13 protein-coding genes are annotated in these 14493 nt (G+C 69.2%); 8 read left to right on the forward strand and 5 right to left on the reverse strand.

The annotated features are described in order from the left end of the window. Positions 1-46 precede the first annotated feature (46 nt). The 3 genes from JK358_RS06655 to JK358_RS06665 are packed head-to-tail and all read right to left on the reverse strand — an operon-like array spanning position 47 to position 4636. On the reverse strand, positions 47-1453 hold the full coding sequence (locus tag JK358_RS06655) for a Wzz/FepE/Etk N-terminal domain-containing protein (protein ID WP_201944880.1): 1407 nt from the start codon (positions 1451-1453) through the stop codon (positions 47-49). Further along, a complete protein-coding gene (locus JK358_RS06660) occupies positions 1450-3264 on the reverse strand; it encodes an oligosaccharide flippase family protein (protein ID WP_201944882.1) in 1815 nt (604 codons plus the stop codon). Before JK358_RS06660 ends, JK358_RS06655 begins: the two co-directional genes overlap by 4 nt. Beyond that, complete coding sequence (locus tag JK358_RS06665; RefSeq protein ID WP_201944885.1) at positions 3257-4636, reverse strand: polysaccharide pyruvyl transferase family protein; 1380 nt, start codon at positions 4634-4636, stop codon at positions 3257-3259. The genes JK358_RS06660 and JK358_RS06665 overlap by 8 nt, the downstream gene beginning before the upstream one ends. 189 nt (positions 4637-4825) lie before the next feature. On the opposite strand from JK358_RS06665, the gene JK358_RS06670 reads away from it, so the two are divergent. From JK358_RS06670 to JK358_RS06685, 4 genes are all read left to right on the forward strand, one after another. After that, entirely contained in the window at positions 4826-6076 is a 1251-nt protein-coding gene (locus tag JK358_RS06670) for a GNAT family N-acetyltransferase (protein ID WP_201944887.1), read from the forward strand. Positions 6077-6169: 93 nt separating this feature from the next. Continuing rightward, positions 6170-7324: a glycosyltransferase family 4 protein gene (locus tag JK358_RS06675; protein ID WP_201944889.1), complete on the forward strand. Its 1155-nt coding sequence runs from the start codon at positions 6170-6172 to the stop codon at positions 7322-7324. 30 nt (positions 7325-7354) lie between these two features. Continuing rightward, entirely contained in the window at positions 7355-8413 is a 1059-nt protein-coding gene (locus tag JK358_RS06680; protein ID WP_201944891.1) for a GDP-mannose 4,6-dehydratase, read from the forward strand. Beyond that, positions 8410-9249 (forward strand): polysaccharide lyase family 20 protein, encoded by an 840-nt coding sequence (locus JK358_RS06685; protein WP_201944894.1) that lies wholly within the window; start codon positions 8410-8412, stop codon positions 9247-9249. The genes JK358_RS06680 and JK358_RS06685 overlap by 4 nt, the downstream gene beginning before the upstream one ends. A 10-nt stretch (positions 9250-9259) precedes the next feature. Here JK358_RS06685 and JK358_RS06690 read toward each other — a convergent pair whose 3' ends face one another. Next, positions 9260-9703 carry a sugar transferase gene (locus JK358_RS06690; protein WP_201944897.1) on the reverse strand — a complete coding sequence of 148 codons (444 nt, stop codon included), beginning with the start codon at positions 9701-9703 and terminating at the stop codon, positions 9260-9262. Positions 9704-10222: 519 nt separating this feature from the next. On the opposite strand from JK358_RS06690, the gene JK358_RS06695 reads away from it, so the two are divergent. From JK358_RS06695 to JK358_RS06710, 4 genes are read left to right on the forward strand one after another with little or no spacing between them, the layout of a single operon-like run. Further along, positions 10223-11470: a class I SAM-dependent methyltransferase gene (locus tag JK358_RS06695; RefSeq protein ID WP_201944898.1), complete on the forward strand. Its 1248-nt coding sequence runs from the start codon at positions 10223-10225 to the stop codon at positions 11468-11470. Beyond that, complete coding sequence (locus JK358_RS06700) at positions 11467-12249, forward strand: sugar phosphate nucleotidyltransferase (RefSeq protein WP_201944900.1); 783 nt, start codon at positions 11467-11469, stop codon at positions 12247-12249. Before JK358_RS06695 ends, JK358_RS06700 begins: the two co-directional genes overlap by 4 nt. Beyond that, positions 12246-12896, forward strand: coding sequence for a PIG-L deacetylase family protein (locus tag JK358_RS06705; RefSeq protein WP_201944912.1), 651 nt, complete (start codon positions 12246-12248; stop codon positions 12894-12896). Before JK358_RS06700 ends, JK358_RS06705 begins: the two co-directional genes overlap by 4 nt. A gap of 2 nt (positions 12897-12898) precedes the next feature. After that, the gene (locus JK358_RS06710) at positions 12899-13927 is read left to right on the forward strand and encodes an NAD-dependent epimerase/dehydratase family protein (RefSeq protein WP_201944914.1); all 1029 of its coding nucleotides are present in this window, start codon (positions 12899-12901) and stop codon (positions 13925-13927) included. Here the strand turns inward: JK358_RS06710 and JK358_RS06715 are convergent. Beyond that, positions 13911-14483: a dTDP-4-dehydrorhamnose 3,5-epimerase family protein gene (locus JK358_RS06715; protein ID WP_201944915.1), complete on the reverse strand. Its 573-nt coding sequence runs from the start codon at positions 14481-14483 to the stop codon at positions 13911-13913. The genes JK358_RS06710 and JK358_RS06715 overlap by 17 nt on opposite strands. Between the last annotated feature and the right edge of the window lie 10 nt (positions 14484-14493).

Here is a 14493-nt window from a genome sequence, read left to right on the forward strand (position 1 = left end):
CTCGTCGAAACCCACAGCGCCCGCTGCCTTTTCATGACGGTGGCGGTCACTCGGTCCGGCGGGCGGCGGTGACGACGGTGTCATCGTGGCGCGGAGTGCGGGCCGGGGCGCGCGGGGCGGGCTCGGCCCCGGTGGATTCCTCGACCGAGATGAGCACCGCCCCCAGCACTTTCGCGTCCACCGCGGCCAGCACCCGCTCGGCGCGGCGGGCATCGCCGGCCTTGGTGACGCCGCGATCGAACACCAGCACGGTCAGCGCGGAGGCCGCGGCAAGCACCTGCGCCTCCACCGCGTCGAGCACCGGCGGCGCGATGATCACCACGAGGTCGGCGCGGCCGTGCAGCAGGGTGAGCAGCCTGGTGAAGCGTTCCTTGCTCAGCGCGGTGAACGGATCCTCACCGGTGCTGCCGGGCAACACCTCCCGCAGATTCCCCATCCGCGTGGGCGTCAGCACGGCGTCGATCTCCGCGCGCCCGGCCAGCAGTTCACCCACCCCGGTGCCGTGCGGCCGGCGCAGGTCCGCGTGCACGAGAATCACCCGCACCCCTTGCCGCGCACGTTCTTCCGCGATGGCGCGGGCGACGATCCGGACGCCGTCGCTGTCGCCGGGAGCGGTCACCACCACGGCCGCCTCGGTGACGGGCGCGGCCAGCCCGACCGCCGTGACGACCTGTTTGAGCGCCCGGTCCCGCGCCGCCGCGTCCTTGCCGGAGGCCGCCGGCACCACGGCCAGCGCGGCGACATCGGCCTTGGCCTCGACATCGTCGGCGGTGCGCAGTCGTCGTGCGCCCACGCCGATCGCGACCGCCAGCAGGCAGCCCAGGAGCAATCCGCTGATCCCGTAGGTCAGCAGCGCCGGAATCCAGGACGGCTCCTTGCGCACCGCCTCCGAGGCCGGTTGCAGATCGATGAGCTTGTTGGAGGTGTCGGCGTTGATCCGGTTGATCTGATCCTGCATCTGGGTCAGCGACACCTCGGAGACGAAGCCGTTGGCGGCGGCCACCTCGTCGAAGGGTTTGCGCACCGCGGCGATGGCGGCGTCCTGCGCGGCCCGCAGCTGGGCGTTGATCTCGTCCCGGAAAACGGTGCCCGCCTTGGTCGCCGCCGCCTGCGCGGTCTGCGGTGAGGCGGCGGTGGCCTCCAGGTAGAGGATGGGGCTCGACGCGACGGTGCGCGCCGCGAAGCTCGCCCCGTCCGGAATCCCCTCCGTCTCTTGCAGTTTCGACTGATACGCCGGGTCCTGGAAGTACTGCGCGTACCCCACCGACAGCACCGCGTCCTGTTCCGGAGCGCGGTTGGGCGAACCGACGGTCAGCGCGACCCGGCTGGTGTAGGCCGGTTCCGCACCGTGGGCCAGGTAGAACCCCAGCGCCGAACCCAGGACGGTGCAGACCAGAACGAGCCATTTCTGCCGCCAGACCCGGTTGACGTGAACTCGTGTCGCGTTGTTCAATTCGTCTCCCTCGACATTCGGGGTTCGGCGTTGACGGATATCGCGTTCCCGGACTTGCCGTTACGCGCGACAAGGCGGCTTACCACCCTCAGGGCCAGGCGGGCGAACCCGCGGACGATGTCGGGGGCGAGCACGGTCAGGGCGAGCAGATACACCGTGGCGAACACCACGACATCGAGGATCAGCACCCCGACGCCGAGCAGGATGGGCCGGGTATCCGCGTGCAGCACACGGTGTTCGAGCACCCAGCAGGCCGCCAGCGCGAGCGCGCCCGCGGGCAGCGGCGGGCCGACGGCGCGCAGGAAGGCGAGCGGTCCGACACCGATCACCGAGCGCGCCAGCGTGGTCACCAGGGCGGCGACGAGCAGTGCCGTCACCGAGGTGGCCAGTCCCACCCCGACCAGACCGAAGAAGTGAATCCCGGCCAGCAGCAACCCGATTCCGAGTACGAGCTCGGTGGCGGTCTGCCAGTTCAGCAGGCCGGTGCGCCCGGTCCCCTTGATGGCCTCCTCGCTCACGCTCATCCAGGCCTTGCCCAGCCCGAGCCCGGCCATGGCGACCACGACGGCTCCGGCCTCGCGCCAGGGCTCGCCGAAGACCAGCACCACGGCGGGCTGCCCGAGCGCGAGGACCAGACCGGTGAGCGCCACCGCACCGACGGTGGCCAGCCGGATGGCGCGCAGGTACGCCTGGGCGAGCCGGCTCCGATCCGAATCCTCGGCGATCCGCGAGAAGGCCGGAAACAGCGAGAACGCACCGACTTCCACGATGAAGCGAACCGGAATCTGCGCGATGCGCTGCCCGTAGCGGTAGTGCCCGAGCGCGGCGGAGTCGAGCCCGCGCCCGACCACGGCGGCCTCGATCATGCCCTGGGCGCGGGCCCCCAGCATGTTCACCACCACCGGTGACCCGTACCGCGCCAGCTCCCGCCACAGCCGGAAGGAGGCGCGTCCGCGGCCGGGCCGCCACCGGGCCAGCCACCAGGTGAGGATCACCCACACCACATAGGAGGCGTAGGTGCCCACCACCATGCTCCAGACCCCGAAACCCAGGGCCGCCATGGTCACCGACACCGTCGCGAAGCTCACCGAGACGGCGGGGCCGACAATGATCCGGCGTTTGACGCTGAATTCCCGCTGCAGCAACGCTTCCGGCACGTTGGTCAGCGAGAAGAGCAGCAGGAATCCGGCGGTGGACGCGGCGACGAGCCCGATGGTGTTGCTGTCGAAGATCATTCCGATGAGCGGCGCGGCGGCGACCGCGCCCAGCGCCATCAGCGTGCCGTTGACGAAGGAGGCGTAGAAGACGGTTTCGGCGGCGTCGGCCACCCGGTCCGGCCGCTGCACCAGCCCGGCCCGCAGCCCGCCTTCGACGAAGGTGGTCAGCAACATGGTGAGCACGGTGCCCGCGGCGAATATGCCGACCTCGGCCGGGCTCAGCAGGCGGGCGAGCGCGATGGTCTGTCCCAGCGTGACGATTTCGCCCACCACCAGCGCCACCGCCGAAGCGGCCGCCACGCGGCCGATTCGTCCGGAGAGGTGCTGTTCCTCGACGGGCTCCGCCGCGACCTGCGACGCCGAGCCGGACTCCGTCGCCGGTTCCCGGCCGACGGGCGTGAATTCCCCTGTGCGCGTTCGCGCGAACTCCCCCGCCCCCGTCCCCGTTCCGGGCCGCCCCCGCCCCAGCCCCGGCGGCAGCGGCCCCTCGACAATGGGTAGTCGCTCGGTGGGGGCGTCGTGGATGTGTTGCCAGATCAGATCGTAGGCGCGAACCGGGGCCCGCTCCGGGGTGTTGCCGTCGAACCTATGCATGCTCGGCGTGCGCCTGTTCGAGGAGCTCGAATAGTCGCTCGAACGCCTGCCTGCTGGCATCGGCCTGTTCGTCCGCACGGGCGCGCAGACCGTCGCGCAGCACCTCGGCCTCGTCCCAGGCGTCGCGGATGGCGGCGGGCAGGCGCAGGGCGAGATCCGGATCGTCGAGATGGATCAACCGCACGCCCCCCTTGAACATGTCGTCGAGGCCGAGGAATTTGTCGTCGTAGTATTCGGTGGAGGTCAGCCCGACCACCGGAATGCCCTGGGACAGCGCGAAAACCGCGAGATGGTAGGCGCCGGTGACGAGGACGCGGCACTGTGCGACCTGCTCCACGACCGCGGGGGTCCGCACGAATCGGCCGATCGGACGCCGGGCGTACGCGCTGTTACGCACCAGCGGCACGGTGGTGGCGCGATCCGGCGAGCCGGGCGTCTCCGCGATGATGAGCGGCACCAGCGGCGCACCGAAGTCCCCGGCGGCGGCCCGTACCGCCACACCGACCGCGGACCGCGCGCTCCGCGTCACCGGAGAATAACCGGCGACCCGCAGACACACCCCGATCCCGTTGCCGAGCACCGGCTTTCGGGCCTCCACCGCGAGTTCGACCGCATCGTCGCCGGTGACGGTGACCACGCTGGAGGGCACCCCGAGCGAATCCAGCAGCGCCGGACCGCGCCGCCGTTCGCGCAGCGCGATCAGCGGCAGCGCGGCCATTACCTGGGCGGCGCGCGCCCGCAGCCGCGGATCCCGCATCGGGCCGATGCCCTGGCCCATCATGGCGACGGGAACCCCTGCGTCCCAGGCATATTCGAGTAGATCCAGGGCGCGCCCGGCCTGCGGGATATCCGCGTCGGTCATGTACCCACCGCCGAGCGCGACCACCATCGACGCTTCCCGGGCCGCGCGCGCCGCACCCGGGCGAGCGGCCAGCACGCGGCTGGTGGTGTCCTCGTGGGCGGCGTCAGCGGCCGCCGCATCGGCGGGCCGCCGCCCGCGCGCGATGCCGCGCCGCAGCCGATCCTTGACCCGGCCCGCCTTCGTCAGCAGCCACAGGCGCGTCCGCAGCCAGGCCACGGCCGGGGGCCCCACGATCCCCGGCCCCAGGACGGCGGCCACTCGTTCCACCAATCCGACTCTCCCCCATGGATTGCGGTCGTACACGGTGATGCCGTGCGCGTCCGGATAATACGCGGCGACCAGTGCCGGCGATTCGGTCATGATCCCGATGCGCACCTGCGGCCAGCGTTGACGCAGTCGGCGTACGGTCACATCCAGCATGGCCAGATCGCCGTAGTTGCGCAGCCAGTATTCGCTGTTCTCGATCAGGATGCGGTGCCCGGCACCACCGCACGGCAGTCCGGCTTCCATCTCGACCTCCCCCGGTCACACAACGGATCCCGCATCATGGGCTGGCCTTCCCTCGCACGCCAACGGTATCTCAATTAGCCACACCCGCAGCATCTTTGCAACTTATGCCGATCCCCTAATCGGCCCCCTAGGGGTACCGGTTCGACGCGAGGCAACCCCTATTGCGCAAGTGTCCGGTAGCTTCTCAGCATGCCGCGTCAAGCTGCGGTCACTCGTGCGGGACTAGGTCGGGTCCACCTCGGACCGGTATCCGTCGACGGACACAAGGTAATTCTCCGCAACACTCGACTATCGGACTTCGAACGCTGGCGGGAGATCCGGTTACAGGACCGGGAATTCATCGAGCCGTTCTGGACCACCTCGGCGCTGAGCTGGGATGAGCGGCACACCCGGGCGTGGTGGATCCGCGAATATCTGCGACAGCGGCACGCACGCGCCATGTTCCGCGCCCTGCCGCTGAGCGTGATCGTGGACGGGGAGTTCTCCGGGCAGTGCAATCTGACGCCGATCGATGCCCATCATCGCTCGGCGGAGCTGGGCATCTGGGTCGACTCCCGGCACGCCGGACACGGCGTGGGCGCGGTCGCGGGAGCGCTGATCGGCGACTACGCCTTCGATCGCCTGGGCCTGCACCGGATCACGGCCCCGGTGTGCGTGGGCAATCGCGCGGCACGGCATCAGGTGAAGCTGGCCGGAATGTCCCACGAAGCCACCATGATTCGCGCGATCAGCGTGAACGGAGAGCGGCGGGACCATGAATTGTGGGCGGTCACCGCGGACCAGCGACCGCCCGCGGGATACCTCCAGGCGCTGATCGCGGCGGGCGTGGGGGCGCGAGTGCTGCCCGAGGCGCACGCGCCGATGAGCACTCGGCTGGCCGAGCACTGGCACGACGCGGTCGCCGCGTCCCCGGTGGCCGTCGTCGCGGTGATCGCCTGGTACTACCTGGGCACCCCGTTGCGCGGGCATTCCGGGCACGCCGCCCGCACCCTGCCCGCTCGGATCGAGGCCCATGATCGCGAGCACGGGCGGGTCACGCTCCGAAACCGCACCTCCCGCCTGCGATTCCGGCTCACCGGCCGGGTCGTCTACGAGGCGCTGGCCGCCGGTGAACCGATCGGCCGGATCGGGCTGGACTGCCGCCGCCCGAACCTCGGCCTGGCCGTCGACCTCGACACCGATCCGGCGCGGCGGGCGGCGGCCACGGCCGCGCTGCGGCTGCTCGTCGACCATGCCCTCGGCGACCTGGGTATCGAGCGCCTCGAGGCCGTCGTCGATCCGGCTCCGGACCGGCTCGCGCCGCTGCTCGCGGGGGCCGGGATGCATCCCGAGGGAGTGCTGACGGGAGCCCGAATCGATTGTGCCGGAGCGTTTCACGATCTCGCGGTCTGGGGAGCCACCGGCGCCGACCGCCGCGCGCGGCCGCTTCCGGATGGGTAGAGTTCCCCCTGCCAAGGACCGCGGGGGGCCTGCACCGGTGACACCTGTCGCCGGTGCGTCGAGGCGGAGCGGCAGACAGACCGAGGAGCACACGTGGGTCTCAACGTTGTGATGATCGCGACGTATCCACTCGAACCGGGCCGGATCGTCGGCGGAATCGAGTCGGTGACAAGCACTCTCGTCTCCGCCCTGGCCGCCAGGGCGGAGATCGACCGGCTCACCGTGCTGCGCTTCCACACCGGGGAAGCGCCCGTGCACACCCGCCGGGAGGGGCCCAAGGTCGAGATCCGGTATCTGCGCGGACAGCGCCGGCTCGCGGTGGCCACGGGCTCGTATTTCGATGTGCGCCAGGCACGGAAGATCATCGCGGAGTTACGGCCCGATGTGGTGCACGCGCAGGAGATCGGCTCGCGTGGCGATATCGCCACCCAGGTCAGCGACAACGCGGTGGTCACCGTGCACGGGCTGGTGCACCTCGAAACCAAGCTCCAGGCGAGATCCAGTGTCAAGGAACGGGTCCGGTACCACCTGATCGCGGGCATGGTACGGCGGGTACTGCGCCGGGCGAGGGTGGTCATCTCCATCTCCGGCTACGACGCGCAGGCCGTCGCGAACATGGTGCACGGCACGCACATCAGTATTCCGAATCCGACCGCCCCGGAGTTCTTCGCGCTCGCGCCGTCCGGTCCCACCGAGCAGCGGCTGCTGTTCGCCGGTGTGCTGTCGGCGCGCAAGAATCCTGAGGGCCTGTTGCGGGCGTTCGCCCTTGCGGTACAGCGGGTTCCGAAGGCGCGGCTGGTCGTGGTCGGACCGCAGCCGGACGCGGAGTACGCGCGCGGCATTCGCGCCCTGGTCACCGAACTCGGGCTCGACGAGCAGGTCGAATTCGCCGGTATGGTCGACAACGAGCGGCTGCGCGCGGAGATCACGCTGGCCCGCGCCGTGGTGATGTTCTCGCACGAGGAAACCTCGCCGACCATCCTCGCGCAGGCCATGGCCGCCGGGAAGCCGGTGCTGTCCTCCCGGGTCGGCGGCATCCCGGAGATGGTGACCGACGGCGAGAACGGCTATCTCGTCGACTCCGAGGACACGAACGCGCTGGCCGAACGCATGGTCACCCTGCTGGAGAACCAGGATCTCGCCCTGCGGCTCGGCGCGCGCGGGCACGACACGGCGCGGGAGAAGTTCGAGCCGGACGCGGTCGCACGGCGCACGGTCGAAACGTATCTGCGGGTCGCCGCGAAGTAGAGACAGCCAAGAAACGCAGGGGGACAACGCATGACAGCGTCCGACAACACCACGGCCTCCGACAACACCACGGCCTCCGGCAGCACGGCGTCCGAGCGCACCGCGGCGTCCGCGACGTCTCCGGGCGACGCGCTGGACTGGGCCGGGCGTCCGGTGCTCGTCACCGGCGGGGCCGGATTCATCGGCTCGCATCTGGTGGAGCAGCTGGTGGCGGCCGGGGCCGAGGTCACCGTGCTGGACATCTTCACCTCCGGCAGCCGCGACAACCTCGCCGCGGTCGCCGAGTCGATCACGCTGCGCGAGACCGATATTCGCGACCTCGACTGGGCCGAATACCTCACCGCGCATCCGGTAGACGTCATCTTCCACCTGGCGGCCAATGCCTATGTGCCGCCCTCGGTGGAGCAGCCCGCCATGGACTGCGAACTCAACTTCACCAGCACCTTCCGCCTGCTCGAGGCGCTGCGCGTGCTCGAGTGGCCGGGCCGGCTGGTCTTCGCCTCCAGCGCGGCGGTGTACGGCAACTCGGTGCGCATTCCGATCCGCGAGGACGATCCCACCGTGCCGATCTCCCCGTACGGGGTGGGCAAGCTGGCCGCCGAACGCTATCTCGCGGTCTTCGCCGACCTGTACGGCCTGAATCTCGCCTCGGTGCGGTTCTTTTCGGCGTTCGGGCCGCGACAGCGCAAACAGGTGGTGTTCGACCTGCTGGCCAAACTCGATCGCGATCACGAGCGACTGTTCATCCACGGTGACGGCACCCAGGTCCGCGACTTCCTCTACGTCGCCGACGCCGCCCGCTCGGCCATGATCGTGGCCGCCAACGCCCCGCTGCGCGGCGAGGCCTACAACGTGGGCGCGGGCCACGAGTACACCATCGACCATCTGGCCAAATCACTGTGCGCCATCACGGGTTCGGCCCCGGAGTTCGACTACAGCGGCACGAATCGCCCCGGCGATCCGGAGAAGCTCGTCGTCGACATCTCCAAACTGCGCGCGATCGGCTACCGGCCCAGCGTCGAGTTCGATCAGGGCCTGGCCGACACCGTCGCCTGGTACGAGTCGCTGACCGGGGCGCGCTGGCGGTGAGAAAACCGTTGCGCGCCACGCTCCTCACCGCACTGCTCGCGGTGCTGGTCGTGGCGTGCTCACCCGGCGCACCGCCGCGCCCGCAGTCCTTCGTGGGCGACTACGAGACCGGCGATTTCAGCCAGTGGGCGTACTGCCAGAACATCGTGGTCACCAGCGGGCCCTGCACGAGCTACAGCAATACCGACAGCATGCAGGTGGTGAGCGATACGGTGCGCCAGGGCCGTTACGCGGCCCGGTTCGAGGTCGATCAGGGCGACACTCCCGGCAGCATCTGCTGCGGCGACCGCGCCGAGGTGAGCGGGGAGAACGCCACCGACGCCGATGAGGGCGACGAGCGCTGGTACCAGTGGAGCACCCGCTTCGCCCCGAACTTCCCGGCCGGCAGGGGCTGGAGCGTGCTGTCGCAGTGGCACGCGAACGCGGACGGCTCACCGCCGCTGGCGATCGGAGCAGGTCCGACCAATGTGAGCGAAGACCATTGGGGCGTGGTCGTTTCCACGTGGTACGCGCCCGGGGATCCGGGGCCGACCTACACCCCGTGGAGCCGGCAGATCGTCACCGGCGAGTGGACCGATATCAAACTGCACGTGAAATGGTCCGTCGAGGATTCCGAGGGCTATCTGGAGCTGTGGGTCGGGGGCGTGCGCCAGAGTTTCGACGCGGCCCCCTGCGCGGGTGAAATCCGGTGCCGGGTACGGACGCTCATGCCCAGCGGCGGCGGGATCTACTTCAAGCAGGGGTACTACCGGGATCCGGATATCGAGGCGGAGGGCATCGTCTATCACGACGGCTTCTCGGTGGCGACCACCGAGGCGGGGCTGAGGCCGCTGTGACCCGGCGCGGTCAGGGCGCGTCCGGCCACCGTCCGACGATGGTCATCTCGCCGCGCAGCACGTTCACGAAGTGCGGCAGGCGTTCCAGCCCGTAGGAGCGAAGCACCCTGCCCACCGGCGTCATTCGCGGATCCTCGCGCGGCGGCAGCAGACGGTTGCCGGCGTCGCTGGCGAACAGCGCCTCGAGATGCGGCCCGACCTCCACGTACATACTGCGGAATTCGAGCATGCCGAAGGGCATTCCGCCGGGGCCGGTCCGCGGCGCCCGGTGCAGGATCGGCCCCTGACTGGATATCTTGACCGCCACCGCGATCACGAGCAGCACGGGCGCGGTGGCGAGCAGTGCCAGCACCGCCAGCAGACAGTCCAGGACGCGATGGGTGGGCCGCACGGCTGCGCCGCTCACGCCGGAGCGCGGCGGCCGGACACGACCGTCGGAAATCTCGAAATCCATGAAACGAACGCACCTCCCCCACGGGAGAACTCGGTTCCGATCTCCGATGATCAGTTCCTCGGATCGGGCTGATGCCGGTTCCCCAAGGGCTTTTCGACCAGGAACCAACCGATGGGGCCGTCGACTCTTTCGGCTGCCAGAGCCCGAATGTTACACATCCGGGTGGACGGAGTTCGCGAAAACTGCGACCCTGCACAGTGTCCCGGAAATAGCGGGAAGCGTCGAGACCGGTTTCCTATTTGTTTCCCACATATTTCCCCTGTTCGATTCTTCGCAGCGTGCCGCATCGGCCACACGCTGGGCCGATGCCGCGTAACCCTTGATTTGCAAGACTCGAGAGTTTGCCGACCGAACGCCCGGTTCTGCGGCTCGCAGAAATTCAACTTCCCATCACCGTCAGATCACGGTCACAGCCCGGCGGCGAGCGTCAATCCTGTTGTAACGTAAGGCCGGATCGAGCCGACCTCAGGTCAACCGGTGCAATCGCCGGCCTGGTTCGGTGAAAGGTGGGGAACCTGCGTGCTGTGCCGTCTCTGTGCGTCCGACCGTCTGGTCAGTGTTCTGGATCTCGGCGCCACTCCGCCGTGCGAGAAATTCCTCACCGCCGGCGAACTGGATCTCCCCGAACCCACCTATCCGCTGCATCTGCGGCTGTGCGAGAACTGCCTGCTGCTCCAAATTCCGGCACTCATCACGCCCGAGGACACCTTCACCGAATACGCCTACTTCTCCTCGTATTCCGACAGCTGGGTGCGGCACGCGAAGATCTTCGTGGACCAGGCCGTGGAACGCGCCGGGCTGGGCGCCGAGTCGTTCGTGGTGGAGGTGGCCAGCAATGACGGCTACCTGCTGCAGCACGCGGTCACCGCGGGCATCCGCTGCCTGGGCATCGAACCGTCGGTGAATGTCGGTGCGGCGGCGCGGGAGAAGGGCGTGCCCACCCGCACCGCCTTCCTCGACGAGGACACCGCGGCGGCGGTGCGGGCCGAGCACGGACCGGCGAATCTCGTTGTCGCCAACAATGTCTACGCCCACATCCCGGATCTGCTCGGCTTCACGCGGTCGCTGCGCGGGCTGCTGGCCGACGACGGCTGGCTGTCCATCGAGGTGCACCACGCGCTGAACCTGGTGACGCTGGGCCAGTTCGACACCATCTATCACGAGCATTTCCAGTACTACACGGTGCTGGCCGCCCAGCGCGCCCTCGCCACCGCCGGTCTCACCGTGGTCGACGTCGAACTGCTTGCCACACACGGGGGTTCGATCCGGCTGTGGGCCCGGCCCGACGCCGTGGCCGAACCGGCCGAGCGGGTCGCCGAGGTATTGCGGATCGAGGCCGAGGCCGGGCTGCACGAGGTCGCGGGATACCTCGAGCTACGTCCCCGCACCGAGCGGGTCCGCCAGGATCTGCTGCGCTATCTGCTGGACGCCAGGGCATCCGGCAAGCGGGTGGTCGGCTACGGCGCGCCCGGCAAGGGCAACACCCTGCTCAACTACTGCGGCATCCGCGCCGACCTGCTCGAGTACACCGTCGACCGGAATCCCTACAAGCACGGGCGATTCACGCCCGGCACCCGCATCCCCATCCACGCCCCGGAACGCATCGACGCCGACCGGCCCGATGTGGTGGTGGTCCTGCCGTGGAATCTCGAAACCGAGATCACCGCGCAGCTGCGTCACGTCGCCGAGTGGGGCGGCGAACTCGTCTATCCCCTCCCCACACTGCATTTCGCTCAGGATTCTGTTCGGAAAGAGGAACTGCCATGAAGGTCGTGCTGTTCTGCGGCGGCTACGGCATGCGGATGCGCAACGGGTCCGAGGACATGGTCCCCAAGCCCATGCAGATGGTCGGCCCCCGCCCGCTGATCTGGCATGTCATGCGCTACTACGCCCACTACGGGCACAAGGACTTCATCCTGTGCCTGGGCTACGGCGCCTCGCACATCAAGAACTTCTTCCTCACCTATCAGGAGTCGGTGTCCAACGACTTCGTCATCCGCGGCGGCAAAGTCGAACTGCTGCAATCCGATATCAGCGATTGGACCATCACCTTCGTCGACACCGGCACCGAATCGCCCATCGGTGAACGGCTGCGCCGCGTACGCGAACACCTCGGCGGCGAACGCTACTTCCTGGCCAACTACGCCGACGTGCTCACCGACGCGCCGCTGGACACCATGATCGGCAAGTTCCAGGATTCCGGCGCGGCGGCCTCCATGATGATCGTGCCGCCGCAGTCCTCCTTCCACTGCGTGGACGTGAACGGCTCCGGCGAGGTCAAGAACATCACCCCGGTCGCTAAGCTGCCCATCTGGGAGAACGGCGGCTACTTCGTGCTCACCCAGGAGGTGTTCGACCACCTGCCGCCGGGCGGCGATCTGGTGGAGGACGCCTGCGGTGCGCTCGCCGCGCAGGGACGGTTGTTCGGCTATCAGCACCACGGGTTCTGGAAGCCCGCCGACACCTTCAAGGAGCGCGCCGAACTCGACGCCGGCTACCAGACCGGCGACCGGCCCTGGATGGTGTGGGAGCAGCCCACCGCATGATCGGACTCGATACCGGCGCGGTCCGCGAAATCGCCCTGCTGGCCGCGCATTGCGATGATCTGGCCATCGGGCTGGGCGGCACCCTGCTCACCCTCGCGCAGAACGTGCCCGGCCTGCGCGTGCGGGCGCTGGTGCTGTCCGGGGCGGGCACCGAGCGCGCCTACGAGGAACAGGCGGCACTCGAAGCCTTCTGCCCCGGAGCCGATCTCGACCTGCGCATCCTCGACGTGCCCGACGGGTACGCGCCCGCGCACTGGGAGCGGGTCAAGGACGCGGTGGCGGTGTTGCGCCGCGGCAGCCGCGCCGACGTGGTCTTCGCCCCGCAGCGCCGCGACGCGCACCAGGACCACCGGCTGCTGGCGCAGTTGACGCCCACCGAGTTCCGCGATCACCTGGTGCTCGGCTACGAGATCCTCAAGTGGGAGACCGACACCCCGCAGCCCACCGTGTTCCATCCGCTGAGCACCGGCAATGCCGAGCTCAAGGCCGCGCTGCTGTTGAAACACTATCCCTCGCAACGTAATCGGGACTGGTTCGACGAACAGTCCTTCCTCGGACTGTCCCGGCTGCGCGGGGTGCAGTGCCGCGCCCGGCATGCCGAGGGCTTCCTGCTCGAGAAGGCCACTCTCATCTTCGGAGGTGCATGATCATGCGCGTGCTCGTCACCGGACATCAGGGGTATCTGGGTACCGTCATGGTGCCGGTACTGCAGGGGGCCGGACACGACGTGACCGGCTTGGACAGTGGGTATTTCGCCGACTGCGTGCTGGGCGAGGCCCCCGCCGCGCCGCCGACGCTGCCGGTGGACCTACGCGATGTGACGGTCGATCAGCTATCGGGTTTCGACGCCGTCGTCCATCTGGCCGCGCTGTCCAATGATCCGCTCGGCGCGCTGGCCCCGCAGATCACCTACGACATCAACCATCACGCCTCGGTGCGGCTGGCCCGGCTGGCCAAAGAGGCGGGCGTGCAACGGTTCCTGTACGCCTCGACCTGCTCGGTGTACGGCGCGGCCGGCGACGGCCTGGTGACCGAGGACGCGCCCCTGCGCCCGCTCACCCCGTACGCGGAGAGCAAGGTGAAGGTGGAGGACGATGTCGCGAACCTCGCCGATTCCGGCTTCTCCCCCGTATTCCTGCGCAATGCCACGGCATTCGGATTCTCACCCCGGCTGCGCGCCGATATCGTGCTCAACAATCTGGTCGGCTATGCCGTGCTGACCGGTGAGGTGAAGGTGCTCTCCGACGGCACGCCGTGGCGGCCGCTGGTGCACGCGCGCGATATCGCCGCCGGCTTCGCCGTCTGCCTGGACGCGCCGAGCGAGGCCATCCACTGCCGCGCCTACAACGTCGGCACCGAGGCCAACAATCTCACCGTCGCCGAGATCGCGCAATCGGTGGTCGAGGCGGTACCGGATTCCACGCTGGTCATCACCGGGGAGAGCGGTGCGGACCCGCGCTCGTATCGGGTCGACTTCTCCTATGCCCGTAAGGAACTCGGCTTCGAAGCCCGGTGGAGCATCCCCGAGGGCGCGGCCGAACTGTACCGCGAATACGTGGCGCGCGGCCTCACCTCCGAGGCGTTCTTCGCCCGCTTCACCCGCCTGGCGCACCTGAAGTCGCTCAAGGAGGCGGGCGTGCTCGACGACGAATTGCGCCGGATCAGGATCGAGGCGTGACGTGGCCGAGCAGGTCCAGCAGCGCCCGCCAGGAACCGGCGCCCGCGTCGCGGTCGGACACCACGGTCACCGGCTGCGGCCACGCGATGGCCAGGTCCGGATCGTCATAGGCCACGCCGAGATCCTCGGCGGGGTCGTGCGGGCGGTCGATGCGGTAGCAGACATCGGCCACCGGGGTCAGCGCCTGGAAGCCGTGCAGAAAGCCCGGCGGCACGTACAGGTGGCGGAAATCGCTGTCGTCCAACAGGAATGCCTGCCGCAGGCCGAAGGTCGGCGAATCCGGGCGGATATCCACCAGCACGTCGTGCACCGCGCCGTGCGCGCACCGCACCAGCTTGGCCTCACCGCGGCCGGACCGGCCGTGCAGGCCCCGCACCACACCCCGGAACGACCGCGACTGCGAATCCTGCACGAAGGTGGCCGAGCGCCCCGGCGCGCCCAGATACTCGTCGAACTCGGCGGCGTCGAAGGTCCGGGTGAACAGGCCCCGGCCGTCGTGATGCGGCTGCGGGGTCAGCACCAGGACGTCGGCGAGCTCGGTCGGTTCGATGCGCACCAGGCCATCG

The sequence above is a fragment of the Nocardia acididurans genome, assembly GCF_016741815.1.
GTDB classification, from domain to species: Bacteria; Actinomycetota; Actinomycetes; order Mycobacteriales; family Mycobacteriaceae; genus Nocardia; species Nocardia acididurans.